The sequence below is a fragment of the Acetobacter thailandicus genome, assembly GCF_011516655.1.
Taxonomy (GTDB): Bacteria; Pseudomonadota; Alphaproteobacteria; order Acetobacterales; family Acetobacteraceae; genus Acetobacter; species Acetobacter thailandicus.
Genome location: NZ_WOSV01000001.1, coordinates 88,886 through 115,077 on the forward strand (window position 1 = coordinate 88,886; position 26,192 = coordinate 115,077).

Genomic DNA, 26,192 nt, shown 5'->3' on the forward strand with positions numbered 1-26,192 from the left:
TTATTATATTATTTTTCATCGGAAGCTGCCGGTGTAATACCAAGTTTAGACAGAATAGCAGCGCGTGTGCTCCCGTCTTCAATCAGGTCAACCAGAAGCTCACGCCATGATAGTCGTGCACGCCTTACCGCTTCATATAATGTTCCTGAAATTGGTGACTGAGGCTCATTTTTTTCAAAATACTGTGCTACATAAATAAGATGATTAAGCATATCATCACGCGTTGGCTCTTTAGGATTTGTCATACACTGCGCCTCAGAAAGACACTCAGAAGAAGTCTCTCTTCCTGTTGTTATTGCAATACTCTCTTCCTGTTTCAGCTCCTGCTCAGTTAATATAGCCTCCTGCACAACAGGAAGTGTAATATAACGAGCTGCTATTTTCTCAGCTTTTGTCAGAAGAGCCATAATCCGACTGGTAGGCGGTGAATCGTGACCAAGACGTTCAGTCATTAGTTTATCAAGCATTTTCCAGCTTTTTAAAGCCCGTCTGCTACCATGATAAACCTCCGACAAAGTGGTTTGCCCTAAACGGGCAGCTTCATCTTCAACCTCAGAAAAAGGCAGAATACCTGAAGCAAGACGCTGTTTGCGTCGTGCCGTGTCACCTATACCCTGCACCTCTTCTGACTGTTCATACTGCCATAATAAAAAAGGGGTTCCATCTGCGCGAGCAAACAAAGGAGTTTTTCGTAAAGCCTGCATCAAACTCCCATCTGAACTCACACCATTCAGCCCGGTTAGTGCTGCAAAACGCGCCTCAGGTCCATCCTCATCGTTCCTAGGGAAGAAGTCAGGCCAGTAATCAGTAAATAATCCAAGTGCAACATCTATGCCGTCAGCCAGTCCGTTCAGGCCATCAAGACGAATCAGCGCCTCAATCAACCAGGAAGAGACTTCAATATCTTTCCCTACCGACCGGAGGATTTTCGCAGAAAAATTACGTACAGCTATCCAGTGCTGCAAAGCCGCAGCACTTTCAGCCGGATCATACTCCCCTCGTCTTTCTGCCGCTCGGGCATCTGACCGTGCATCACGCAGCTGAAAATAAGGCGACGATGGTGAAATATCGAGGCGCGGGTCTGTACCCTGTGGAAGTTCTTCCGTGACAGGTTGCAATAAAGCATGTGGCGTATAGTCTTCTCTCTGAGCCATCAGGCGACTGCTCCGGATTATTTCAGATTATTTTCATCGCGCTTTTACCTGGCGACAGAAGAGCTGTCTTAAGCTTACACAGATAACATGTAAAATATGTAATGTATAAAAATTCATTTTTTACACGTATTATCAAAAGAATACCTTCAGGTGCGACCAGGAAACAACACTCTGACACACCCCCTTACCGAACCCGCCCGTAAACCACCATTATGTAAAAAATAGAAACATTAGTTTTCTATTATTGTTATTTATTACATTATCAATACCCCGTAAAAAAGACACAGAAGGAACAGACCTCACATTCACTGTTCCGCCAGAACATCGCGTTTTTTGTCCTGCCACTTTCTGTTTTACGGAGTAATTTCCTCATGAAACTCTCTCTGCTTTCTCTTCCCGCTGCTGCACTTGCACTGGGCCTTACCGCTGCCCCTGCTTCTGCTCAGGTTGTAACCAATGCCTCTCAGGTTCAGTCCGGCACCTATGCTGTTGAGCCTGGCCACACACAGGTTGGCTTCTCTGTGCTGCATTTTGGCTTCACTAACTATCAGGGTGTTTTCTCAAACGTTTCAGGCACTCTGCACCTCGATGCCAAAAAACCGGCAGAATCGACATTGTCAGTAACCATTCCTGTCAGCTCTGTGCAGACAACCAGCACAAAACTTGATGAAGAACTGAAAAGCGACCAGTGGTTTGATGCTGCAAAATTCCCTGATGCCACATTTGTCTCAACATCTGTGCATACGAATGGTCATAACGACGCCACTGTAACCGGCAACCTGACCCTGCATGGTGTAACAAAACCAGAAACCCTGAAAGTACATTTCATTGGTGCTGGCGTTAACGCACTCGACAAAAAATACACAACAGGGTTTGAAGCAACAGCCACCATTAAACGCAGCGACTTTGGCGTAAAAATGTATGTTCCTTACGTTTCTGACGAAGTACGCCTGCATATTGCCGGCGCATTCGAAAAACAGGACTAACAGCCATGACGCTCCCTGCACACTTAAACGCCGGGAGCACACGCTACTCAACGGTTGCGATCATCCTGCACTGGATGATCGCCTTCGGGATACTGGTCCTGATCGCAATGGGGCTGATCATGGATCACCTTCATCTCGACCCCATGCGTGTGTTCCAGCTTTATCAGCTTCATAAATCTATCGGCATTACAGTTCTTCTGCTCGTTATCATACGTATTGGCTGGCGCCTGTTACACCGTGCTCCTCCCCTGCCTGACACGATGCCGGTGACAGAGAAAAAATTGGCGCATCTGGCGCATCTGGCTCTCTATGTATTGCAGATCATCCTGCCACTCAGTGGCTGGGCAATGGTTTCAGTATCGGTGTTTGCCATACCAACAGTACTCTTTAGTGTTGTGCCATGGCCTGACCTGCCTGTTCTGCCAACACTTGAAAATAAAGCACCGGTTGAGGACGCGCTAAAAACAGTGCATCATTGGCTTGCCTGGGGGCTTTTGGCTCTGATCACAGCACACGTTGCAGCCGCACTCCGGCACCGTTTTATTTTACACGATTCAGTTCTTGCACAAATGCTTCCCTCACTGAAGAAATCAGTGCCTCTATCACGCCGGAAGGATCACACATCATGACGTCTCTGCGCACTCTTCTCCCCGCGTTCATAGCAGGAGCAACACTGTTCTCTGCTCCGGCTATGGCCGCAGACTGGATACTTCAGGATGGCAGCGGCGTTGTAGGCTTTTCCGGCACACAAACCGGCAAAACTTTTCATGGCCATTTCACCCGCTATCATGGCACGATCTCTTTTGACCCCGCACAGCCTGAAGCAGGACATGCCAAAATTATCATAGAAATGGCCAGCGCTGTTACCGGAGATAAACAACGTGACGAAGCTTTACCTGGCCATGACTGGTTTGACATAAAAGCCTTTCCTGATGCTGTGTTTGACGTAACCACCTTCAAACACCAGAGTGGCAATCACTATAATGCCGAAGGCACCCTCACCATTAAAGGTGTCAGCAAACCTGTGACTCTGCCTCTTTCTATCGATATCGCAGGCACAAGCGGTCTGCATGCAAGAGGCAGTCTTCAACTGGCCCGCACGACCTTTAATGTTGGTTTAGGACCATGGCAGTCACCTCAGTGGGTAGCGCTTGAAGTCAACGTTGATGTTGACGTTACGGCTCACGACCGCTGAGAAAACGGTCTTATCGTCTTCAGAGGCAAGCCTCGGCCTGCCTCTCCTCCTTTGCCCATGGCGGATGTTCAAACGCCTTCACGAGGTAATCAAGCAACGCTGTTAGCCGGGCTGGCCTCACGGTACTGGCTGGTGTTACAAGATATAACGTAATCACAGGCCCTTCCCACCCAGGCAGCAAACGTTCAATGCGGCCGGTGCGCAGGCCCTCCCACACCATAAATTCAGGAAACAGCCCGTATCCCAGGCCTGCCTCAAGAGAAGGTAAAAAAGCCTCAGAGTTATCTGCGCTGAAACTCGATTTCTGAGCCAGAACATACTCTTTTCCTGATTTACTTTCTCTTAAACGCACCATACCTGGCGCTGCATTATTTGTATAAACAAAGCTCTTACGGGTTTCGAGGTCGCGCGGGTGCTCTGGACGCTCACTCTTTTCAAGCCATGATGGCGCCGCAACAAGCAAAAGCCTGACATCACATAACCGCCGGGCTCTCAATGATGAATCTGCCAGCGAGGCAATACGCAAAGCCGCATCATATCCATCTGCTACCAGATCAACAACAGCATCACTAAAATCGACTGACAGATTAATAGCAGGATACTGCTCCAGAAAACCAGGCAGCACCGGTGCGAGATGGCGCACTCCAAATGTTGTAGGTGCGGCAAGACGAAGACGCCCTGAAGGGCGCTGCATATCGCCACGCGCCTGCACCTCTGCCGCTTCGGCCTCTGCCACGATACGACTGGCATACCCCAGCAGGCTACGCCCTGTTTCTGTCAGTGACATATGCCGCGAATTACGATTAAACAGCGATATCCCCAGCGAACGCTCAAGACGACTCACCGCTTTGGAAACTGTAGGTTTAGAAAGCTGAATTTCTTCAGCAGCACGGGCAAAAGAACCAAATTCTGCCACTTTTGCAAACACAGCCCAGGCTTCAAAATCTGGCAGACGCATCTTCTCTCCCCTGCACCACAAACAATAGAGCCAGCCTAAGACAAAAATACCTGTTTGGCAAAAATCAGAAACAATCCTTTTCCATAATTTCCATATACGCACCCATCACCCTGGAGGTATATTTTCAGACAACAGCTCTCAGATCTTTTTAAATAAGAGGCTTACATGATCGATATTCGCCCCCATAACCAGCTTGGCCACGCTAACCACGGCTGGCTTGATGCCAGACATCATTTTTCATTCGCTGACTACTATGATTCTGCACGTATGCACTGGGGTGCCATACGTGTGTGGAATGATGATGCGATTGCGCCCGGCACAGGTTTTGGTAAGCATCCGCACAAAAATATGGAGATCATTACTTACATTCGGGAAGGCGCTATTACTCACGAGGACAGCCTGGGGAACAAAGGCCGCACTGAAGCCGGAGATGTACAGGTTATGTCAGCTGGCACTGGTATTTTTCATAGTGAACATAACCTGGAAGATATCACCACCCGCCTGTTTCAGATCTGGATTATTCCTGACCGTTCAGGACATGCGCCCTCATGGGGTACACGTACCTTCCCCAAAGGAGAACGGGCCGGAAAATTTGTTGCTCTTGCCTCTGGATATCAGGAGGATAAAGAAGCTCTTCCCCTGAATGCACAAGCTCGTGTTATGGGGGCATCACTTAAGAAAAATGAAAGCCTAGAGTATAATTTTCCTGATAAAAACTTAGGATATCTGGTTGTCGCAAAAGGCTCAGTCGTTATCGACGGCAAGACTGCTAACGAAGGGGACGGCGCAGCGATCTCACAAACTGATACCATCACCGTTACTGCAACTGAAGATGCAGAAATAATTCTCGTAGAAACCAGGCCTGTCACAGACTAAAATAAACTTCCATAACCAGACCACAGTTTTTTAATATTCTGTGGTCATGCATGCAACGCTGACAAAAACCTCTCAGCTGTTATCGGGCTGCCACCCATATTATAAAATTTATAGTGAATACCACGATTAGCTGCGATAAGATAAAAGCAGTTTCTCAAATGATTCTGGTTATCCAGTCTGCGATTTAATTCCAGAAGTTTTGTACCTTTTCTGGAAAAAACCAGATTAGCAAGCCCTGCACCATGAGGAGCTATAATGCTTGTGGCCTGCCGGAAAAGAGCAACCTGAGTCCTGAAGTCCATTCCCTCCAGAAACACTTTTGTATACCCTTCCTGTTCAAGGATCGGGTCAATCAAAGCCTGCTCATCTGGTGTAATACGCCCGCTTCCGTCCATAGCACGACCGACATAAAAGCGCTCTGGCAATTCGGGGTTATGGGGCACATCGAAAAGATCAAACAAGCGATGCGGAGCTTCCATATTCAAATAAAGCTCTGGCATTGTAGGTGAGTGCCAGAGGTAGTGAATACGTCGTGCTCTATAAATGCCATCTTCAAGCGGCGTCACCCTATCACTAAGACCAGCAACGGCCAGAGAGCTGTTAAAAACTTCCTGTGAAAATGCCGGGTTACGCGTAGCAAAACTTTTTATAGCATCAGGAATAATAAATTTTACAAAATCCGGCAAAATTCTTTTTGCTATCTGCATTTTTGAAACAGCATATAAAAGCCAGTGATAATAATTGCGTGCTGCGCCATCAAAGCTCAGAAACACATCGTCATTCAGTTCATGATAAGGCAAATCAGGAAGGCGTTTTGAAACATTATAAAGGCCATGATTACAAAAGCAGGATGGCTCTGACATCACCCGGTCCTGATTATCAATAATCATTCCATCCAGACCATGACCTATAACAAAACGCCCGTTCTCAACAGTGAGCAGCCGTAATACTGTCTGCCTGATGCTGATATATTCTGAATCACCAACAAGGCGCGCACCGTAAAAACTCAGGCCACACCGAAAATCATCCATATTCTGAGAGGGGTAAGCCTCAGCGGGTGGAATAAGTTTTGTGTGACCAGCCTTCATAAGGTCTGTTTTACGTGCGGCATGAAAAGAAGAAATTGTATTCTTAATATGAAAAGGGTCACTCTGAATCGATGGCATCACATTATTCCGCATCCATAATATCACGCTCTTATATTTCTGGTTGTATCAGCTAGCAGCATCCAGCGCAAAGAGACATGCTACGTGTACATCTTAAAAACTGATTTTTAATAATTAATATTTTATAATAATTGTTCTTTTCTCTCTTATGTAATTTTCAATATAATAAAAAATATAGAATTATTATACTTTAAAATACTGTTTCTTTAATCCAAATAAAAAATATTTACTCCGTCAGAAAAACAAAACTTGAAGTAAAAACCCAACATAAGCTCTGATACGCTCTATTCCCCGGAAAAAAGTCGGGAGGTTACCTGCGCGCTTCATATGAAAAAGCAACAGGACACTCTTCAGCGCCAGAAAAATCATGCGACTTTATACCATCCTTCCCAGGTAACCACAGGAATTAGCAAATTGCTGCACATCAATCAAAACGAGAAGATTTTCACAACCAGTCAGGCACTTCCGTTCCCACCTGACGGGGCACTCTTACGATACAGAAGCTAAAGAAATACATATCCTGTCTTTTGCATTTATCCACAGATTTCGGGGATGAATATGTGGGCACCCTTGTGGAAAACGGGTACCCACACTCTGAACAACTGAAAAGACTAAACTAATTAATCCTGGAAACCAAACGGCCCTATACCGGGATCCCAGTTACCCCATGCAGGATTCCATGAGGGATTCCAGTTATTCCAGGCCGGACCAGCCTGCCAGTCTCCCCAGTTCCACGAGCCATCCTGATACTCAACTGCAGTATCCTGCTGCTGATTAACCAGAGCCTGCTGCTGACGATACTGCTCATAAGCGTCATATGCTTTCTGGTCACCGACATACAGGCAGTCACAAATCGTCGGATCAGCGTAAACATAGAAAACCTTACCATCATGCATACGCCTGATAAAGCGGTGCGCTGGCAGTTTATCGAGCATTTTCTGACGCTTAACTGTATTAGCCGGGTGAAAGGCAAAGCCTGCCGCTGCCAGATGATCTTCTTTATGAGCAATTTTAAGAGGCTGACTGGCACAGGCGCTTAGCAGCATAATACCTGCGCAGACTGCACCAGATTGCACGAGAAAACGAGAAAACATCATTTTTTCCTTATACTCACGTAAGCCTTTACCCTATGGCTCTCCGTGTCTTGTTCTCTGTTTCAGACAAGAATTCATATCATGACCATTTTTTTTGTCATTAAAAACCGAACAAGGATGATAAGCAGAGTTCTCTCCCCTGAAATTATTTGTTAGGTTATAATAAGCAATTCGGTCTAGTGTTATACAACCCTGCTTCAGGACATAATACCCTGATCCTGACATTTCCGGAGAGAATGCGTGAAAGTAAAACCCTTATTGAACCTGCTTCTCCCATCACTACTGCTCATGCCATTACCCGGGAAAGCATGTTCCAGTCTGGCAATTACAGATAGCAGCGGGCACGTCTTTCACGGCCGCACACTTGAACTGTCTGAAGATCTGCCTTCATGGCTGACCTACTACCCTAAAGGTACAGCCTTTCAGAAAAAAGCACCTGATGGCAGCAATGCGGCAAGTTACCAGGCATTATACCCTGTATTGTCCGTCACAACCGAAGTCTATCAGGATGGTGATGACCATAATATGCTTGAAGGTGTGAACGGAGCCGGCCTTTCGTTCAGTGCCAACATGGTACCCGAAGCCAACCTGACACCCCTGACCAAAGATGAATATAAAACATCTGTTCCTGTCACCTCAATTGGGGAGTGGGCACTGGCAAATTTTGCCACTGTTGAAGAAGTCAGAGAAGCCGTAAAAAAAGGTCATTTCTGGTCCCCCGTGCTGACACGTCTTGGCGGCGTGAAATCACCATTCCACTTTGCTTTTTACGACAAAAAAGGCGGCAGTATCGTTGTTGAGGCCCTTAACGGCACATTTCACGTCTATGATAACCCGACAAAAGTTATGACCAATGGTCCTGACTTTCCGTGGCATCTGCAAAACCTGAATAACTACACGCAACTTACAAACAAGGACCGGTCAGAGGCCGTGCTGGGCACCCTGAAACTGGTTCAGCCTGACAGTGGCATTGCAGCAGAAGCACTTCCTTCCTCTGACACATCAGTCGGGCGTTTTATTCGTGGTGTGTATTATACAACGTACGCACCGGTTGCTAAATCCACCGGCGATTCATTCAATGTTCTGGCACACATTATGAACCGCTTTGACCGGATGAAAAACATCACAACCGATACGCTTGGCGGCGAATCAACCATAAAAACAGGTAAAACACTGTCAGAATATACTGTCTGGACCTCTCTCACAGACCTGAGCGATGGTATCATGCTCATTCGGGGTTACAGTGATATCGGTTACAAAAAATTCTCTCTCGAGGCATTTCACGACGTGAAAAAGCCCGTCTTTGAAAGAATAAATGACGCGAATACGGCCCTCTCTTACTAATTGTTTTAAAGAGGACGTTTTGAAGAAAAGCGTCCTCTTTTTTGAATTTTACTGATAAGCGCTCTCACATATTCAATAAAGCATGAAGACATCAGGTAAGATAAATACCTTGCCTACCTCATGCACAAACCTGACTGCCTGAACACTCACATTACGTTTCTTAAAAGTATAAAATCAGGCAAACCGGAATATCTCCCAGTCACAGGGTCATTTTAATTAAATGCTCATCCTGCTGACACAAAGGAGAGAGCCCACCCTGCCCTGACTTTCTTTCATTATAATTTTACTGATATATGTCAGAAAAACTAACCTGCCCGATACGAGTGGTTCGGGCACATTATCTCCTGTTTCCCCGCATAATATAATGCGCTGATCACACTCGTTACCGCTCTTAGATATAAGGATAAACATCATGTCAGCTTCAGAAGATTTAGCATGGTCTTTACCTTTACGCTGGGGCGCTCTGCTGCTGCTCTCTCTTATTTTTTCTGTTTTCCTTGAATGGCTCGGTTTACCTGCGGCTCCGCTCCTTGGCCCACTCGCCGCAGCAGTGATGCTGTCTATGCGAGGTCAGAAAATTAAACTCCCCAAGCCTGCTTTTGTATATGCCCAGGGCGTTGTCGGGGTCATGATCGCCAGCTATCTTCCGCACACAATCTTTCAGCAAATTTTGTCTGACTGGCCCGTCTTTCTGGGTGGCACGTTATCAACCCTTTCAGCTGCAGCATTTCTGGGCTGGTTCCTTACACGGTCAAAAATGCTGCCGGGCACGACTGCTATATGGGGATTTTCACCAGGGGCAGCGACAGTCATGACGCTCATGTCTGCCTCCTATGGTGCTGATATGCGGCTTGTTGCCTTCATGCAATATCTCAGGGTTGTCTGCTGCGCTGTAATAGCAGCCTGTATGACGCGTATACTTGGCACTCCGGCTGTTGCACAAAGTGCTGCACATGTCATTTCACCGGCCACTATACTAACAGGTCTGGGGCTAGTGCTTACGGGCAGCACTATAGGGTTATGGCTGAACATTCCCGCCGGGGGGCTTTTGCTCCCCATGGCACTGGGCATGATTGCGCGACTTGGTTTTTCGATACACCTTGAACAACCATTCCTTCTGCGCGTCGTCGCTTATGCTGTTGTCGGCTGGGCTATAGGCATGCGTTTTACACCTGATATTTTATTGCATGCTGCCCGGGTGTTACCACGTCTGCTGAGCACAATTATTGCTCTTATTGTTATTTGCTTCGGCTTTGCCGTGGTTCTCGCTCATATAGCACATGTTGATCTGCTAACGGCTTACCTGGCGACCAGTCCGGGAGGGGCAGATTCTGTAGCAATTATTGCTTCAACTACGCAGGTTGATATGCCGTTTGTCATTGCAATGCAGATTGCCAGGTTCTTTTGTGTTCTGATCACCGGGCCAACTCTGGCACGATTTCTGTCACGCCGGACCGAAGACAGTTAAGCACCTGACTACACAACCAGCCTTTTAAAAACGTCCCAGCTTTGTATAGCCGCAGGCCAGAGCAAAACGCTGCGCCAGCCTGCGTGTCCGCCTGACAGGCATTTTGCGCAACACAACGTCACAATACATATGGTCGTGCAACGCGAAAGCGACCATCTCCCATCCGTGATGCAGCATAAACTCGTGCCCGGCCTGGATAACACCATAAGGGCTGGCACCGTCACTCATGATATAATCGTTAAGAATAAGAAGCCCGGTGTGAGGCTTCATTTTCTTACGGGCAATCTCCAGGTCACGCACCACAGCATGGTAATTATGGTCGGCATCAAGATAAACGACATCCAGGCTCTCATCCGCAAGGGATGCAAGCATCGTTCCGCTATCACCTTCCATAACCACAACCTGACCACTGGCGACCTGCGAAGCAAACCGATCTTTAAAAAACTGCCCGTGCGTTTTATTTTCAAACAGATCTGATGTCTTCTGCCCCCATACTTCCGGCAGCTTATGAACCATGAATTCGTCAATGGCATAAAACTTAGAAGGCTTGCAGATTTTTAGAAATTTCTCTGAAAAATCACCCTTCATCACGCCAACTTCAGCAATGTGAGCATGACGTGGCAGAAGAGGCAGAATATCATCACGCGATGACAGGAGCCGGGCGTTTCTTAACAGACATGAAGGTAATGCCGCTACTGCAGGAACCGCCTGAGACATCAAAACACCTTTCTTGACTGAGAATGAAACACCTTTAAATGCCTTACCAGTACTGAGCAATAAGCGTTTTATAAAGCGTGATACACGACGCACATATGAAAACAATAACCGTGATATTTATCAGAACATCAGAAAGAAACGAAATATTATACTCATAACGGGTAAAAGGCTTATCTGACATACTTAACAAAGCCGGCAACAAAGACAATGCCATCAGCACAGGTAAAAAATAACGCCCCTGAACCCCCTGAACCATGGGCGCCTGCACAGCTGTCCAGGTCACGTACAATGCAACGAAAATACCCAGACACACCATCGCGAGAACAACAAGCAACCCCAGGCTACGAGCGAGCCCCGAGCGGCTCAGGCCGACTGGCCACCTCAAAAAAAAGGACAACACAAACACAATACCCGACACCCAGTATGCCAGCGTATAAAAGCCCACAGGCAACAGCACATTGAGCCACCCCAGAACACCAACACTCTCACGCAGCATAATCCACCAGCGTACATGCACGGTGTGCAATACGACATGGAGTGTAAACGGGATATGATGAAGCACAAAAATCATCTGGTCAGCTGCCATCACGCCAGGCACCTGAAAATTAATGATAACGGGGCCGCTGCCAAACAATGCCCACAACGCAAAAACTATAAACCCGGTGAGTGAGGCCAGTAATGCTGACAAAAAATTCTTATGCCCTGCACATAAAAAAGGAAGACACAGAAATAAAGCATACGGCATTTTTGCTGCCGCCACACACCCTGAAACCAGCCCGGCAATAATGAGAATTTTCCCCTGACAAAGACGGGCCTGTGCAGATAACCCGCAAAAATATGACAACAGCGCAACGGCAAGAGCCATCAGCGCCAGCACCATACCATCCTGAGAGCAGGATGCCGTCAGACTCACACTCATTGGCAACGCAAGGATAAGAAGCAGCAAAACAGCCGTACAATCCTGTGCAATACATAATGCCAGTGTGCCAACTGCTGTATTAACGAGAAGATTGCCCGCACGTGCCAGATAAAACATGCCCAGCATACTCGAGTGCAGCTTTTTCCCCACTAATACACCTGCAACTGCACCTGTATAAGAAACCGGGGGATAAAGCACACTGTTTGGAAAGCCTGCAAACTCCGTTGTTTTATTAAAGGGAAGCACCATAGAAGCAGCAATCTTCCCCGCCATAATCTGTGTTTTATCTGTGCCGCCACTGTCCTGAAATATGTTGATCAGCTGCCTGACAGAAACAGGCAAAACACCACCACTCTCAGACGAGGAGCGCTTCACACCAACAAGCCCTCCACCCGCAATCTGAAATGTACGCATAAAATGAGCAGGCTCATCCGCAACCTGAAAAGGGGGAGTAAGAATAATACAAAATAAACCTGCCACAAACATATAAGCAGCATATAAAAAAGGAAGAAACCTGCGCTGCATCAGCATGAAAAATCACCTGAAAAATGCTTTTTTAAATCTTTATTATCCACAAAAAATATTCCTTCATTTTATAATTTTTCAATAATGTATTAAGATACGACCTTAGGATGATTAACGCGAAGAAATATCTTTATCTCAGTCGTCATACATTTTTTAAATACCTCTGACCTCCATTATGAGCGCCACTTAATGAGTGTTACTCCCCCCTCATCGCATCTGACCCGAGCCGTTCTGAGCGCTATGATGACATGCGTCATGATTTTATTTTCACTGTGGGTCATACGGCCGTTTTTACCCGCAACAATCTGGGCCATGACAATTGGCATCACCACCTGGCCTTTATTGCTAAGCCTGCAAAAAATACTGTGGGGCAGCAGGCCTCTTGCCATCGCTGTGACCACTTTATTTGCACTTATGGTTTTTGTTTTGCCTTTTTTTCTGGCAGCTCTCACTGTCATACAATACAGCAGCACTCTGATTGCTTTCGCGCATAGCACCGCCTCTTTTCGCATCCCCCCTGAGCCCGCATGGCTGACCAACATGCCTTATATCGGGCCATATACACACTCAGCATGGCACCGGATAGAAAATACCCGCCTGCCACAACTGCTAACCGGGCACCTGCCTGGCACAAATGAAATTCTTCGCTGGCTGCTCAATAACCTGGGTGGCTTTAGCATGCTCACCATTCAGTTTTTACTTATGCTGGTCATTATGGCGTTTATGCATGCAAAGGGAGAAAAGATTACGCAGGTTATGCTGGGACTGGGTTACTCCCTGGCAGGAATAAAAGGCCAGAATATGATGCTTCAGGCCGGGCATACCATTCGTGGTGTTGCTATTGCTGTAACAATTACTGCCCTGGCTGAAACAGCCGTAGCCGGCGCCGGGCTGATTGCAACTGACGTACCAGGAGCCACGGTATTAACAGCTATTACCTTTATGGTCTGCCTGCTTCAGGCTGGTCCAGGCCTGACACTTATCCCTATTGTTATCTGGATGTTTATCGCCGGGAACCCACTGAAAGCGACCATCCTGATGGCCATAACGATAGTAACGATCGCAATTGACAACCTGCTGCGCCCCTACCTGATTCGTAAACAGGCCAGTATTCCACTCATACTCATTATGGTTGGTGTGATGGGTGGACTTGCAGGCTTTGGTCTGATTGGTATTTTTATCGGCCCTGTTATTTTATCAGTAACCTATACTCTGATAAAAAGCTGGCTGGAGACTTCAGCTCCGGTTACTCCTGCATCTGATGATACACACGACACAATGGAATCAGGTTCACCATGATAAGAACAGAAACAAAACAGAAAACCAGTCTCTTTTCGGTCTCTCGTTTCTTTGTTCTGCACGCGGAGAGCAGGCCCTGTAAGGTTAATATTATATTACAGAAAAACCACAAAGATTCTTAAAAATGAGATTTCTTTATATAAAAAATGAAAAAATTTCATTATTTTCAATAATTTATATTATAATAATATCAATTCAGGCTGTATCGATATTATTATACAGCATTAATTTAATAACGAAAGAATTTTCAATATTTATAGGGATAATAACATCCCTTGCCAGCCCGATATTAAGCCTTGTTGTTGGCACAAGGCTTTTTACAAAACATAATCCACCCAAGATCGTCGCTTCATTTTTTACTTTTATAACTTATTTATTTACATGCGTTTCTTTCGCTATAATATATCTTATATTAAACGACAATATAGATCATTCTTTTTCCATTCCCTCATCGGAAACATATTTCTCTCTTCCTATCGCTCTTTATTTCAGCCTTATCACCATTACAACAACAGGATATGGAGATATATATCCTACCGCCGACCTGTCACGGCTTGTTGTCGGTTGTGAGATTTTTACAGGGCTGCTCTATCAGTTCTCAATTTTTTCTTTACTCACAACCTTTATAGCCTCATCAAAATCAAACCATTAGTCAGTGCTCTTTCTCTGCCATGACACCAGGCATAAACCTGTCACTTTCTCTTACGCCGGTTACCCGGCGCTCTGGCCGCGATTTGCGCTGATGGGTCAAAAACAGGTGGTGGTGGTTCAATACCCAGCTGCAAAGCCTCCAGCCGCTTAACTTCGTCGCGCAGGCGGGCCGCAGTTTCAAACTCCAGATTAGCCGCTGCCTGACGCATCTCTTTCTCAAGCCGGACAATCACCACACTCAGCTCCTGCCCGGTGGGCATGTGTGGTGTCGTTACTTCTCCTGCCCTGGTGGTTTCTGCCTCAGCTTTTTCAAAAGCAGCTGCTACGGGCTCTCCTACGGTTTTCTGCACACTGCGGGGGGTAATGCCATGCGCTGTGTTCCAGTCAATCTGCTTCTCACGCCGCCTTGCCGTCTCTTCAATCGCATAGCGCAGGGAATCAGTCATTTTATCAGCATAGAAAATAACGCGCCCGTTCACATTACGGGCTGCGCGCCCTACGGTCTGAATCAGAGATGTACGGGAGCGTAAAAAACCTTCTTTATCCGCATCAAGAATAGCGACCAGAGCACACTCGGGGATATCAAGCCCTTCACGCAGCAGGTTAATACCTATCAGCACATCAAAAGTGCCCATACGCAGGTCACGGATAATCTCAATACGCTCAAGTGTATCAATATCAGAATGTAGATACCTGACTTTGACACCGGCCTCAGACAAATACTCGGTCAGGTCTTCTGCCATGCGCTTGGTCAGCGTCGTCACCAGAATGCGCCCGCCGGCTTCAACCGTAGTACGGCACTCGGCAAGCAGATCATCCACCTGATGCTCAACCGGACGAATATCTGTGACCGGATCAACCAGCCCTGTCGGACGAATTACCTGCTCTGCGAACACACCACCGGTACGCTCCATCTCCCACGGACCAGGTGTCGCACTGACAAAAATAGTCTGCGGCCTGAAAGTATCCCATTCAGCAAAATTCAGAGGCCGGTTATCCAGGCAGGAAGGCAACCTGAAACCAAATTCAGCGAGTGTTGACTTACGTGCATTATCCCCTCGCTCCATACCACCAATCTGCGGCACAGTGACATGACTTTCATCAACAATCAGCAGAGCATCTTCAGGCAGATATTCAAATAACGTAGGGGGCGGATCGCCCGGCCTGCGCCCTGAAAGATAACGGGAGTAATTTTCGATACCTTTACATACGCCCGTGGTTTCAAGCATCTCAAGGTCAAAGGTTGTGCGCTGCTGCAAACGCTCAGCCTCAAGCAGCTTGCCCTGCTGGTTAAAAAGATCAAGCTGCTCACGCAGTTCATCCTTAATCCCGACCATGGCCTGCTTCAGCGTGGGTCTGGGCGTGACATAATGGCTGTTCGCGTAAATAGCGATATGTTGCAAATCAGCCGTTTTTTCGCCTGTCAGAGGATCAAATTCAGTAATACCGTCAATTTCATCTCCAAACAGCGAAATACGCCAGGCACGATCCTCGTTCTGCACAGGGAAAATATCGATCGTCTCACCCCGCACACGAAAGCACCCGCGCGCGAAAGCCATATCATTACGACGATACTGCAATTCGACCAGCCGCTGTATCAGCTGCTCACGGTTCAGTTCGTCACCATTGACTACTCTGATAACCATATCCGAATATGTTTCAGGTGAGCCGATACCATAAATACACGACACCGAGGCAACGATAATAACGTCGTTACGCTCAAGCAAAGCCTGCGTCGCAGCATGGCGCATACGGTCAATCTGCTCGTTAATCTGACTATCTTTTTCAATAAATGTATCAGAGCGCGGCACATAAGCCTCAGGCTGATAATAGTCATAATAACTGACAAAATACTCGACTGCGTTATGAGGGAAAAACTGCTTCATCTCGCCATAAAGCTGAGCTGCCAGTGTTTTATTAGGAGCAAGAATAAGCGTTGGCTTTTGCGTAGCCTGAATGACCTGAGCCATACTGAAGGTTTTACCCGACCCCGTAACCCCCAGCAGAACCTGATCGCGCTCCCCCTGTTCAACGCCGGCCACAAGCTCACCGATAGCACGCGGCTGATCACCGGCAGGCTCGTATTCAGACACAACCTCCATTCTGCGCAGCCTGGGACGAGGTGACTGCTTTTCCGGCGCGAAGGTAACCGGAGGAAGAGCTGCGGCTCTCTCACTCAGAGAAGAACGCCGGGACGCTGCACGGGGAGAGGATTTTGTTGCCATGTGCCAAAGATGGCGCTTAACCAGTTGACCTGCAAGGGTGCATGAGCAGGCGTATATTTTTATGCGTTTGTCTTTACGACTATATTAATAAAAGTTAATATTAAATGATAACCAGACAATATTTCCATTCAATATGCTGATTTATAGCACCGTTTTTTAAATGTAGTGTGATTCATGAAATATCAGAGACTTTCTCCGTCATCCGCCTACAGTCAGTCGACTCGTATAACGCCAGGCGAAACCCAGACGAATACGCGCTCAGAAATAAAGACTGAAGCTCAGACAAAAGCGAAAGCTACCTCAAAAACCCATGCAGACCCGACAAAGCCACCAGTCGTGCCGCGTGCTGGCGTGATTTCTGTTGTGCGCAGACAAAACCTGTTTTTGCTTGTCCGACGCCTGAATGCGCCTGACGCAGGGCTATGGGGCTTTCCCGGAGGAAAAGTCGAGCCGGGCGAACGTTTGTTCAGCGCAGCAGAGCGCGAGTTAAAAGAAGAAACCGACCTGACCAGCACAGCGACCCATATCGCTGATATTATCGAAACCATACGCCATGCCGCTGACGGCACACTGCTCTTTCATTATGTGATTACGGCTATCTGCTGCATCGAGACAGGAGATGAACAAACACCCGTTGCAGCCAGCGACGACGCCATGGAAGCACGCTGGTTCTCTCTTGCTGAGATTGGCCAGCTTGGCACCCAGGCAAGTTCAGGCCTGTATAATCTGGCCATACGTGTTGCTGAACAGGACAGAACAAACACTTTAATTCGCTAAGGCACTATCAAACAGGCTGAAAAAGATTTTTCAGCCTGCCAAGAGTATCAGTCAGCCGGGTATTTTACAGCCAAAAACTTTTACAAATTACTAAGCGTACTTTGCAAAAAGCAGATAAAGCAAGATTGTTATTCCAAGCCAATGTTGTTCGGTTAATGAATAAAGAAGGCCTGTCACCAAGGTTAACAGCATACGGAGCAGAAAGCATGACCAGCGATGCACCAGCCCCTACCAACAATGACATGATTGCACGAAATATTAAAAAACATCACTTCTCTTTTATTTGTAATAATAAAAACAAATTAAAAGAAAATAACACTTACAATCGCTCGGATATCAGATTGATATTACAGCAAAAGAGAATTTTATTCTTACATTCGTAATGGTAATAACTAGCGGACTGAGAATTTAATCTTTTATTATATCTTTTATTGAAGGCTTTTTCTCCAGAATATGCAAAACATGCAATGACAATAGGCATATTTACAGCATTTGTATTTGCATATTATGTGCAGAAAAACTCACGAAAAGCATTAAAAACAAAAGACAACGAAAAGAGAATTATTTTATTAAAGAAAACGAAGAAATTTATCAATTTATCAATTTATCAATTTATCAATTTATCAATTTATCAATTTATCAATTTATCAATATTTTTATATATTAAAGGCTTATTTTCAACAATAATTGTTTATAATTTCCCACCACATTTTACAGAGAATTAAAGTAGTGAATTATTAGATTTTCAGGTTAGCTGTTTTATGTCGATAATATTCTGTGCTGGCAGTACTTTTTTCATCCCACTTGCTTTAATGGGACACCGTGTCAGCTGGTTGAAAAACCCGAGGTAACCACACGTCAGGCTTCCCCAACAAAGAGCCTGACGCAAATAATTTAACGAAAAACCCGCTTTTTCATCAGTTTGAGTTTTACAAATATCAGCAGAACAACAGCCGCATATCCTCCCCCCATAACACTCATAGAAACAGGCAGGTCAGGAATAAGATATGTTGGTGCATCACACGGTTTAGACGGGAAACGTGGCATCGAAGCCAGCCGCTCTGCCATTGTAGTGCCTGTCACATGCGGAGCCCGACACGCCGGGAACGGACTTGGCCACCAGTGCCACTCTACCCCGGCGTGACAAACAGCCAGAGCGCAGGAAGCAAGCAGAACCGGAGCGGCAAGCCACAATACTACCCCTCCTGCGGCTCCAGGCAACAAAACATCAACCAGACCAATAACCAGCAGAATACGCCAGGGCCAGCGTTCAGCCAGGCAAAGCTCGCACGGCATAACTGACATCACATGCTCAACAAACCACGCCACCCCCAGCGCCATACAGGAGGCAGCGATCAGAAACAAACCTGTTTTACGTGACATCAAAACCTCTCACTCAGGCCTGTCTTTTGACAATTCCTCAAGAAAATCACGTGCCCAGCTGCTGGCAGTGACACGCCAGACGCTCTCTCTAAGCTTTTTACCGCGTGCAAGTCTTTCAGCCTTAGGCATAATCAGCGCACGATGAAGCGCATCCGAAATTTCTTCCGGATCATGCGGATTAACCAGTAAAGCATCTTCCATCTCGGCTGCAGCACCGGCAAAACGCGACAAAATTAACGAACCGGGGTTATGTTCCTTCTGCGCAGCAACAAACTCTTTTGCTACCAGATTCATCCCGTCACGCAGCGGTGTCACCAATGCTGCATCTGCCAGGCGATAGAACCCCGCCAGAAGATGGCGCGGCACTGACTGTGTCAGGTAACGAATAGGCGTCCAGTCAAAATCACCATACATGCCGTTAATACGGCCTGCAGTTTCATCAAGGTCACGCTTCAGTGCTTTATAATCCGCCACATTCCCGCGAGAAACAGGCGTGATCTGCAAATACATCACCTTACCTTTATGCTCCGGGAAACGTTTAAGAAACGCCTCATATCCCAGAAAACGCTCAGGCAGACCTTTAGAATAATCAAGACGATCAACCCCGATAACCAGAGGACGACCGCGCAGACTGGCCTTCAGGCGGTGTACTTCGGCATCATGCTCACCGGCTTCAGCCTGCCGGGCAAAACTGTCAGGATCAATACCAATAGGAAAAGCCTGAGCACGCGGGCCAAACCCGCACTGCATAAACCCGTCATTCATGTTGCGGGCATCATCTTCTGTCTGCAAACCGATGACATCATATGCCTGCATATTTTTCAGCAGCGAGACAGCACTCGGCAGGGACTTCATCAGGCTCCATGGCGGAAACGGAATATGCAGGAAGAAGCCAATTTTATTCTTCACACCCAAATTGCGCAGAGCCTGAGCAAAGGGAAACAGGTGATAATCATGCACCCAGATAATATCGTCAGGTCGCAGAAGGTCCCTGAGCTTACGGGCATAAAATTTATTCACATCGAGATAAATTTCCCGGTCTCTGCGAATAAAATCCATCAGGCCGGCCCGATAATGACACAGAGGCCAGAGAATGCCGTTTGAATATTTCTGATAGAACCCATCAAACTCAGAGTGTGTCAGGTCAATTGTGGCATATGTTACATTCTCCACCTGTTCCTGACTTACCGTGCGGCTGTGCTTTTCTTCCTCCGCAACCTGTTTGCCAGACCAGCCAAACCAGAGCGATTCGCCACGCCGTAATGCGTCCTGCAACGCAACAGCGAGCCCTCCGGCCGGATGGTGGCGATCAGATGAAGAGGGAACTCTGTTAGAAACAACAACAAGACGCCCCATAACTCCTATCCCTCCTCTTTAACAAGGGCTGATAACCAGGCGCGTAACGCAGCAGGATTTGCAAAATTGGTCGGAATACGCAAACCAACACCGCCCAGTCGTTTTGCAGCGGCAATACCATCCTCATCAGTTACATCATCGCCGACAAAAACCGGCTTACGCCCGGCGAACGGGAAATGTTCCATCAGAGCGGCAACAGCATAACCTTTATCAATACCGGTGGGCCTTACCTCCCACGCCATCTTGGCTGCCTGCAGGTGAAATGCTCCCTTTGCGCTCGTAAGCCAGTTTGAAGCCTCTTTCTTCAGTATGTTACCGGCTTCAGGTGCCCCACGGTAATGCAGCACAAAACCAGCCTGCTTATGCTCGAGGCGTGTGCCAGGCCAGGCATCAGTCAGCTTCTGTGCTTCTGCCAGCCACAGTGGGGGCACAACAGGCAAAGCTGCTTTCTCAATTTCTCCGCCCGGACGATGACGAATAGCTATGCCGTGTTCACCCGCAACAGCAAACGGAATATCACCCAGAAAATGATCTATCTGGTCAATAGGCCTGCCAGACACAACAGCCAGGGCATCACCACACAACGCACGCAATTTACGCAAAACCTGCGGTAATGTCTCAGGCACAATGACCGATTCAGGGGTCGGGGCAATATCAACAAGAGTTCCGTCAAAATCCAGAAGAAATGCGGCCTGACTCAGTGCAGGGATCTGAAGGGGGCTTTCGTGTTCTGAAACTGGACCACTCACGTGCTATACCTCTTTATTGCATATCGCATGTCGGCTCCACGCGACATCTGTCACACAAAACCATCTTCTCCGAGAAGATACCGACACATCCTGTCTTAAAAATGGTCTGCCTGCACAATTGTAATCACAGATGAGTGACAGACCCTTAATATTCACCACCTGTTTCCGGCCCCGCTGACGGAGAAGGAAGCGCTTCGGCAGGAGACTGCAAAGCTGAACCTGACGATGATCCGTCGAGTGTCGGTGGCGCAGCTCTCAGTGACGGAACTGCCGGCACAGGCAAAGCTGGCAGAGCCGGCGACGCGTCCTGCCCTTCACAACGCACCATACGCACGTCATAGCCAGCACTCTCAAATACACCAGCCCATGGCTCTGCCTCCAGCATCCAGCCATTAAAGACTGCACCCTCTTTGCGGGTATCATGCAGATCCAGCCATGCAGCTGAATCAGGTGACAAAGTTGGCGGCCGCTGCAGGCAGCGACGCGGCGTTATATCGAGACTTTTATAATGCCCGGTCGTGCCAACAGGCACAGTGACCAGCTCGACATGAGCATCAAGCCTGTCGAGTACCCTGACAACTGCAACTGACTTACCCTGCCACGTATCAGCGGGGTAAATCGCAGGCGGGGCCAGTGGCGTCAGCTGCGCCAGTGCAGCGGATACAGGCGCAACAGCTGTTATAAAACAGCCTGCTATGAACACCGTATTTTTGTGCAATACAGAGCGCCTCATACGTCGCCTGACCTCTGAGGCGAAGTCAGTGAGGATACAAGATTTATCAGGTGCTCGCGCATAACCTGTTCTCCGACACCCATCAGAAGGGCATCATCGAAGGCATCCTGCATGACATCCCTGAGCTCTGACCAGTTCTCTTGCAAAACCCGTATCTTTTCAACACATGTTACAGGGTGTCCGTTCTCCTGCAACCAGAGCTCAGGCGCGACAGTCATTGACTCTTTTATCTCCGGCGTCATGAACTGATGAGCAGTCAGGGCGCATCAGCTCCGTTTTTATTTGCAGCATCTTTATTAGCGCGCGTCAGTGTATCGGTTACAGAAAAGATAAACTTACTCAGTAACTGTTCAAGACTGATCGCACCCTGTGTCTGGGTCAATGTGTCGCCAGGTTTCAGGTTTTTGTCATCCCCCCCCGGAGAAAGGGCAATATACTTACCACCCAGCAGGCTGTCGCTTGTGACAATCGCCCCGGTATCTGCCGATAATTTAATATCCGGCCTGACCGTAAAAGTCACTTCTGCCCTGTAGTTAGCGGGATTCACCCGCTCTGATGTAACCTGACCGACCGTGACCCCGGCCAGACGCACATCTGAACCAGGACCCAGACCGTCAATATGGTCAAAACTGGCATGCAGCACATAACCTGTACTGTCTGTACTACGCCCTTCACTGACAACAGCAACAACCAGCATGATCGCCAGAGCGAGCAAAACGATTACACCGGTCAGAAGTTCTGCCGCACTGCGCCGCCCCTGCACTTTTACTACCGAAGCCATGACTACTCCGCACTCCCTGTCTGTCTTATCTGAACTCTCTAACAGAGAGTGCCTGTCAGATCACGTCTCTGGTGACCAGGCGTCATATTCTCCCGTACCCGGCGGGGTTACCCCTGTCTTATACAGGCTGCCCGGCGGACGATAGGCCTCGGCTGTGCCCGTCAGATTCGGCTCATGCGGCAACTGCCAGGGCTTACGCTCAGCCTGAGGAATCGGCGCATCAAAGGTATGATGCAGCCAGCCCCACCATTCTGCCGGCACGGCTGAAGGATCTTCCCCCTTAAGGTAGATCACCCAGCGCTCAACACGGTCGGTGCCACCACCGCGCCGCGCCGGGCCAGTCGATTCGTAATAACAGCGCCCATGGTCATCTTTGCCAACCAGGCGTCCTTTGCGGCGTGTGTAAAGCCGTGTTCCAAGATTTGCCATGTCTGAACTTTAATGCGCTCACGGGGGGAAGGTCTACTCTCTTTTAACTTTTATTCTCATCACCATCTGCTGAGCTGAAAAAAGTTATCCCCCATATCCTCGTAATACCCGATATTATGGGGACAGAATCTGCCTCCTGACGGGTTTCACTGCCCCATACAGGGGGCGTAAACTTAACCTATGACAAGAGCCAGACATCACTGGAATGGTGTTCTCATGAACACACACCAGACCGCAGCTGACCCGGATGCCCCTCTCCGCTCCGTTACGCTGCCCGCAGAATGGGACACCGATGCCGCCGCTGCTCTGGCACAGCTTGTGCCTGGACGCGGAGCCGTCAACATTTCAGCTGCAGCATCATGCTGGGTTGAGGCACTGACTCATGATGAAGCAACGGCCCGCTCTCTCACCTGGCTCTTACTTATGAGGCAGGCTGCCCCCACTGAAAGCCTGTGGTCATGCAGTTTTGACCGTTCTCCCGGTTTTGTTGTCAATCTCGCAGCTTTTGTCACACCAGGCGAAGGGTTTGCATCAGAAACATTCGTAGCGGCACTGCGTCTGCTCTGCTCAATTCTGCGCGAAACCACACGCTCAAAAGCAGAACTGCGTAATGGTGAGCTGCCCCTGCCTGAGATGTTCCCCGCTCATCGCCAGAGCGAAGAAAAAGAAACTCTGCCGGAAGCTCCTGCCACAGCAGGCACAATCCTCCTGACCAACCTGGACGCCTGCCTGGCCGGAGTCGGTCTTGGTTATGACAGTGAGGACGGACGTGCAGCCGCCTGTGCCATTGCCGCCCTGGCTACACTGACAACCCATTGTGGCTGTGGCCCCGACTCCCTGCCTCTACCGCCGGTACGTACTGTTTTACCTGGCCTTGACCAGAGCCTGCGCGCAGTCTGGAATGAGGCAGCAACAGAAACAGAAACTCCTCTGCTTCCTGTCGAGACAGGTTTTTCTGCCCCAGGCCCGGTTGATGGCCTGCTCGGCGCTGAAGCCTGCGGTCTGGCACCGGTCTTTTCACTGCTGCGCCCCAGCGGACAACTGGCAAAAAGCACGCTCGACCGCCTGCGTGCACGCAATTTCACAGCCGAAACAGCTCTGGCTGCGGCTCTGGCAGGCGAGGAAGTTCTGCCCCTGCCCGCGGCCTCTGCCCATATGGCGATGTATCGCGCCCTGACCGGCTTTGTAGACCATATGCCTGCACGCCCCGACCCGGAAGCCCCGCCTCTTAACCGCCACCTTGAGCGCGGTATGAGACGGGCTCTGCCTCACCGTCATGGTGGATTCGTACAAAAAACCACGATTGGCGGACACCGGCTGTTTTTACGCACCGGAGAATATGATGACGGCACCCTGGGTGAGTTGTCCCTGACCCCCACCCGCGAAAGTGCTATGGCAAAAGGTCTGATGGAAAGCTTTGGTGAAGCTGTCAGCATTGGCCTGCAATATGGTGCCCCGCTTGAGGAATATATCAACAGCTTTGCCTATTCCTGCTTCGGACCGGCCGGTACAGTTGAGGGTGACCCTGTGGCAGAATATGCAACGTCAATGCTCGATTATGCTTTTCGTGCCCTGTCAGATGCTTACCTGGGCAAACGTATGCCCGACAGCCCGCCTGATGCCCATGAAACTGACCCTAATCCGCTTCTTCCCCTTGATTTTGCCGACGATGACGGCAACCCTCCACCACACCGACGGGGGCTTCGCCTCGTCGTAAGCTGACGCACACCGCACTTCCTTTTCCGCGTCAGCCACCTGAACGGAGTCTAAAATGAGCACCACACCTGAAGAACGTCTTGCAGACTTACATATTACTTTACCTGTCCCCGCGACGCCGGTAGCCAATTACGTTTCTTACGTACAGAGCGGCTCCCTTCTGGTTGTTTCAGGGCAGCTGCCTCTGGTGAATGGCAAGCTGTTTGCCACAGGCAAACTTGGCGGTGCAGTCTCTGTCGAAACAGCCGTTGAAGCAGCTTATCACAGCATGATTAACGTCATTGCCCAGGTAAAAGCCGCCACAGGTGACCTGAGCCGTGTTAAACGTGTGGTGCGCCTGGGCGGGTTTATTGCCTGCACTCCTGAGTTTACAAACCACGCAGCTGTAATGAATGGTGCATCAGACCTGGCGGTTAAAGTTTTTGGTGATGCCGGCCGCCACGCACGCTCAACAGTTGGTGTACCCTCGCTGCCGCTTGACGCACCTGTTGAAGTTGAAGGTATGTTCGAAATAGGCTGACGACAAAAGGAGAGACACAAAATGTCCGACTGGTCTGTCAAACTCCACGAGGGCATTCATGCCATCCCCGCAAAAATATGGGATGGCTGTGCGGGGGCTGATAATCCATTTATCAGCCATGCTTTTCTCTCCGCCCTGGAAGACAGTAAATCTGTCTGCCCTGATGCCGGATGGATGCCACGGCACATTGCTCTGCATGCGCCAGACGGCACTCTGGCTGGCCTTTGCCCTGCTTATTTCAAAATGCACTCATGGGGCGAATATGTTTTTGATCAGAGGTGGGCTCAGGCGTTTGAAGCTGCAGGAGGGCACTATTACCCCAAGCTTCTCAGTGCTGTGCCCTTCTCGCCTGTAACCGGCCCGCGCCTGCTTATACATCCCGATGCTCCGGCAGAAACATCCGTCATCATGACAGATGCCATACGTCAGATTTGCGAAAGCCTGGAATTTTCATCCGCTCATATTACCTTTTGCACCGTGGAGGAAAGTAACATCACGACAGGCCGTGACTGGCTGCCCCGCCTTGGTGTGCAATATCACTGGCATAATAACGGATATAAGAGCTTTGATGATTTTCTGGCCGCTCTTTCCTCACGCAAACGTAAAACTATCAAACGTGAACGCCGTGATACTACTGCTGACCTGACTTTTCATGTGCTGCGAGGCACGGACATTACTGAAGCTGACTGGGCCGATTTTTACCGTTTTTATGAAAACACGATCGACCGCAAATGGAGCAGTGCTTACCTGACACCAGAGTTTTTCACCCTCCTTTCTCAAAGACTGGGGGAGCGTGTAGTTCTGATGCAGGCACGCTCAGGCACACGTACTGTTGCCGCGGCACTCAACCTCATGGGCACTGACACACTCTATGGTCGTAACTGGGGCTGTGAAGGAGAGTGGCCGTTTCTGCATTTTGAACTCTGTTATTATCAGGCAATCGACTTTGCCATTGCCCATGGGCTCAAACGTGTTGAAGCCGGTGCGCAGGGTGAACACAAAATACAACGCGGCTATCAGCCTGTGCTGACACACTCGGCACACTGGCTGTGCAACTCTTCCTTTCGCAACAGTGTTTCGACCTTCCTTGAGCATGAGCGTGCGGCCATAAAAGAGCGTATTGCTGAGCTTAATACGCTCTCTCCCTATCGCAGTGACGAAAGCTGACCAT

Annotated in this window: 26 protein-coding genes; 12 read left to right on the forward strand and 14 right to left on the reverse strand. The window is 48.6% G+C overall.

What is annotated here, in order from left to right; translation table 11 throughout:
* Positions 1 to 8: 8 nt before the first annotated feature.
* Complete coding sequence (gene tssA, locus GOB58_RS00330; protein ID WP_173559002.1) at positions 9 to 1,154, reverse strand: type VI secretion system protein TssA; 1,146 nt, start codon at positions 1,152 to 1,154, stop codon at positions 9 to 11.
* A 371-nt stretch (positions 1,155 to 1,525) separates the two neighbouring features.
* On the opposite strand from tssA, the gene GOB58_RS00335 reads away from it, so the two are divergent.
* Genes GOB58_RS00335 through GOB58_RS00345 form a run of 3 tightly spaced genes read left to right on the forward strand, consistent with a single transcriptional unit; the run spans position 1,526 to position 3,335 of the window.
* Complete coding sequence (locus GOB58_RS00335) at positions 1,526 to 2,140, forward strand: YceI family protein (RefSeq protein ID WP_086555168.1); 615 nt, start codon at positions 1,526 to 1,528, stop codon at positions 2,138 to 2,140.
* Positions 2,141 to 2,145: 5 nt separating this feature from the next.
* Complete coding sequence (locus tag GOB58_RS00340) at positions 2,146 to 2,769, forward strand: cytochrome b (RefSeq protein ID WP_086555169.1); 624 nt, start codon at positions 2,146 to 2,148, stop codon at positions 2,767 to 2,769.
* Positions 2,766 to 3,335: a YceI family protein gene (locus tag GOB58_RS00345; RefSeq protein WP_173559003.1), complete on the forward strand. Its 570-nt coding sequence runs from the start codon at positions 2,766 to 2,768 to the stop codon at positions 3,333 to 3,335. The genes GOB58_RS00340 and GOB58_RS00345 overlap by 4 nt, the downstream gene beginning before the upstream one ends.
* Positions 3,336 to 3,354: 19 nt before the next feature.
* On the opposite strand, the gene GOB58_RS00350 is transcribed toward GOB58_RS00345, so the two are convergent.
* Positions 3,355 to 4,293: a LysR family transcriptional regulator gene (locus GOB58_RS00350; RefSeq protein ID WP_173559004.1), complete on the reverse strand. Its 939-nt coding sequence runs from the start codon at positions 4,291 to 4,293 to the stop codon at positions 3,355 to 3,357.
* A gap of 165 nt (positions 4,294 to 4,458) precedes the next feature.
* On the opposite strand from GOB58_RS00350, the gene GOB58_RS00355 reads away from it, so the two are divergent.
* Positions 4,459 to 5,169, forward strand: coding sequence for a pirin family protein (locus GOB58_RS00355; protein ID WP_173559005.1), 711 nt, complete (start codon positions 4,459 to 4,461; stop codon positions 5,167 to 5,169).
* A 44-nt stretch (positions 5,170 to 5,213) separates the two neighbouring features.
* On the opposite strand, the gene GOB58_RS00360 is transcribed toward GOB58_RS00355, so the two are convergent.
* Positions 5,214 to 6,335, reverse strand: coding sequence for a glycosyltransferase family 61 protein (locus GOB58_RS00360; protein ID WP_158092817.1), 1,122 nt, complete (start codon positions 6,333 to 6,335; stop codon positions 5,214 to 5,216).
* A 620-nt stretch (positions 6,336 to 6,955) separates the two neighbouring features.
* Complete coding sequence (locus GOB58_RS00365) at positions 6,956 to 7,432, reverse strand: hypothetical protein (RefSeq protein WP_233127538.1); 477 nt, start codon at positions 7,430 to 7,432, stop codon at positions 6,956 to 6,958.
* Positions 7,433 to 7,669: 237 nt separating this feature from the next.
* On the opposite strand from GOB58_RS00365, the gene GOB58_RS00370 reads away from it, so the two are divergent.
* Both GOB58_RS00370 and GOB58_RS00375 read left to right on the forward strand, forming a co-directional pair.
* The gene (locus tag GOB58_RS00370) at positions 7,670 to 8,773 is read left to right on the forward strand and encodes a linear amide C-N hydrolase (RefSeq protein WP_198911767.1); all 1,104 of its coding nucleotides are present in this window, start codon (positions 7,670 to 7,672) and stop codon (positions 8,771 to 8,773) included.
* 412 nt (positions 8,774 to 9,185) lie between these two features.
* Positions 9,186 to 10,241 (forward strand): AbrB family transcriptional regulator, encoded by a 1,056-nt coding sequence (locus GOB58_RS00375; RefSeq protein ID WP_173559007.1) that lies wholly within the window; start codon positions 9,186 to 9,188, stop codon positions 10,239 to 10,241.
* Positions 10,242 to 10,265: 24 nt separating this feature from the next.
* Here GOB58_RS00375 and GOB58_RS00380 read toward each other — a convergent pair whose 3' ends face one another.
* Complete coding sequence (locus GOB58_RS00380; RefSeq protein ID WP_173559008.1) at positions 10,266 to 10,958, reverse strand: class I SAM-dependent methyltransferase; 693 nt, start codon at positions 10,956 to 10,958, stop codon at positions 10,266 to 10,268.
* A gap of 43 nt (positions 10,959 to 11,001) precedes the next feature.
* The gene (locus GOB58_RS00385) at positions 11,002 to 12,408 is read right to left on the reverse strand and encodes a DUF2142 domain-containing protein (RefSeq protein ID WP_173559009.1); all 1,407 of its coding nucleotides are present in this window, start codon (positions 12,406 to 12,408) and stop codon (positions 11,002 to 11,004) included.
* Between the two features lie 183 nt (positions 12,409 to 12,591).
* On the opposite strand from GOB58_RS00385, the gene GOB58_RS00390 reads away from it, so the two are divergent.
* Together GOB58_RS00390 and GOB58_RS13305 are read left to right on the forward strand one after the other, a co-directional pair.
* Positions 12,592 to 13,701, forward strand: coding sequence for an AI-2E family transporter (locus GOB58_RS00390; protein WP_173559010.1), 1,110 nt, complete (start codon positions 12,592 to 12,594; stop codon positions 13,699 to 13,701).
* 124 nt (positions 13,702 to 13,825) lie between these two features.
* Positions 13,826 to 14,353, forward strand: coding sequence for a potassium channel family protein (locus GOB58_RS13305; RefSeq protein WP_173559011.1), 528 nt, complete (start codon positions 13,826 to 13,828; stop codon positions 14,351 to 14,353).
* 40 nt (positions 14,354 to 14,393) lie between these two features.
* Here the strand turns inward: GOB58_RS13305 and uvrB are convergent, their stop codons facing one another.
* Positions 14,394 to 16,577: an excinuclease ABC subunit UvrB gene (uvrB, locus tag GOB58_RS00400; RefSeq protein WP_173559012.1), complete on the reverse strand. Its 2,184-nt coding sequence runs from the start codon at positions 16,575 to 16,577 to the stop codon at positions 14,394 to 14,396.
* Between the two features lie 174 nt (positions 16,578 to 16,751).
* Between uvrB and GOB58_RS00405 the strand changes: the two genes are divergently transcribed.
* Complete coding sequence (locus GOB58_RS00405; protein WP_173559013.1) at positions 16,752 to 17,354, forward strand: NUDIX hydrolase; 603 nt, start codon at positions 16,752 to 16,754, stop codon at positions 17,352 to 17,354.
* A gap of 894 nt (positions 17,355 to 18,248) precedes the next feature.
* Here GOB58_RS00405 and GOB58_RS00410 read toward each other — a convergent pair.
* The 7 genes from GOB58_RS00410 to GOB58_RS00440 form a co-directional block, all read right to left on the reverse strand.
* Positions 18,249 to 18,737 carry a disulfide bond formation protein B gene (locus GOB58_RS00410; protein WP_173559014.1) on the reverse strand — a complete coding sequence of 163 codons (489 nt, stop codon included), beginning with the start codon at positions 18,735 to 18,737 and terminating at the stop codon, positions 18,249 to 18,251.
* A gap of 9 nt (positions 18,738 to 18,746) precedes the next feature.
* Positions 18,747 to 20,093: an alpha,alpha-trehalose-phosphate synthase (UDP-forming) gene (locus GOB58_RS00415; protein WP_086634933.1), complete on the reverse strand. Its 1,347-nt coding sequence runs from the start codon at positions 20,091 to 20,093 to the stop codon at positions 18,747 to 18,749.
* Positions 20,094 to 20,098: 5 nt separating this feature from the next.
* Positions 20,099 to 20,842, reverse strand: a complete 744-nt coding sequence (gene otsB / locus GOB58_RS00420; RefSeq protein ID WP_086555184.1) for a trehalose-phosphatase — start codon at positions 20,840 to 20,842, stop codon at positions 20,099 to 20,101.
* A 145-nt stretch (positions 20,843 to 20,987) separates the two neighbouring features.
* Positions 20,988 to 21,575 (reverse strand): DUF2155 domain-containing protein, encoded by a 588-nt coding sequence (locus GOB58_RS00425; RefSeq protein WP_086555185.1) that lies wholly within the window; start codon positions 21,573 to 21,575, stop codon positions 20,988 to 20,990.
* Positions 21,572 to 21,793 carry a hypothetical protein gene (locus tag GOB58_RS00430; protein ID WP_086555186.1) on the reverse strand — a complete coding sequence of 74 codons (222 nt, stop codon included), beginning with the start codon at positions 21,791 to 21,793 and terminating at the stop codon, positions 21,572 to 21,574. The genes GOB58_RS00425 and GOB58_RS00430 overlap by 4 nt, the downstream gene beginning before the upstream one ends.
* Positions 21,794 to 21,831: 38 nt before the next feature.
* Entirely contained in the window at positions 21,832 to 22,356 is a 525-nt protein-coding gene (gene mlaD, locus GOB58_RS00435; RefSeq protein ID WP_086555187.1) for an outer membrane lipid asymmetry maintenance protein MlaD, read from the reverse strand.
* 60 nt (positions 22,357 to 22,416) lie between these two features.
* Entirely contained in the window at positions 22,417 to 22,785 is a 369-nt protein-coding gene (locus tag GOB58_RS00440; protein WP_086634931.1) for an NADH-ubiquinone oxidoreductase subunit NDUFA12 family protein, read from the reverse strand.
* Positions 22,786 to 23,001: 216 nt separating this feature from the next.
* Here GOB58_RS00440 and GOB58_RS00445 point away from each other — a divergent pair, with 216 nt between their 5' ends.
* Genes GOB58_RS00445 through GOB58_RS00455 form a run of 3 tightly spaced genes read left to right on the forward strand, consistent with a single transcriptional unit; the run spans position 23,002 to position 26,188 of the window.
* The gene (locus GOB58_RS00445; RefSeq protein WP_242005172.1) at positions 23,002 to 24,507 is read left to right on the forward strand and encodes a TSCPD domain-containing protein; all 1,506 of its coding nucleotides are present in this window, start codon (positions 23,002 to 23,004) and stop codon (positions 24,505 to 24,507) included.
* Positions 24,508 to 24,556: 49 nt separating this feature from the next.
* Positions 24,557 to 25,021 (forward strand): RidA family protein, encoded by a 465-nt coding sequence (locus GOB58_RS00450; RefSeq protein WP_173559016.1) that lies wholly within the window; start codon positions 24,557 to 24,559, stop codon positions 25,019 to 25,021.
* Positions 25,022 to 25,042: 21 nt separating this feature from the next.
* Entirely contained in the window at positions 25,043 to 26,188 is a 1,146-nt protein-coding gene (locus GOB58_RS00455) for a GNAT family N-acetyltransferase (protein ID WP_173559017.1), read from the forward strand.
* Positions 26,189 to 26,192 lie beyond the last annotated feature (4 nt).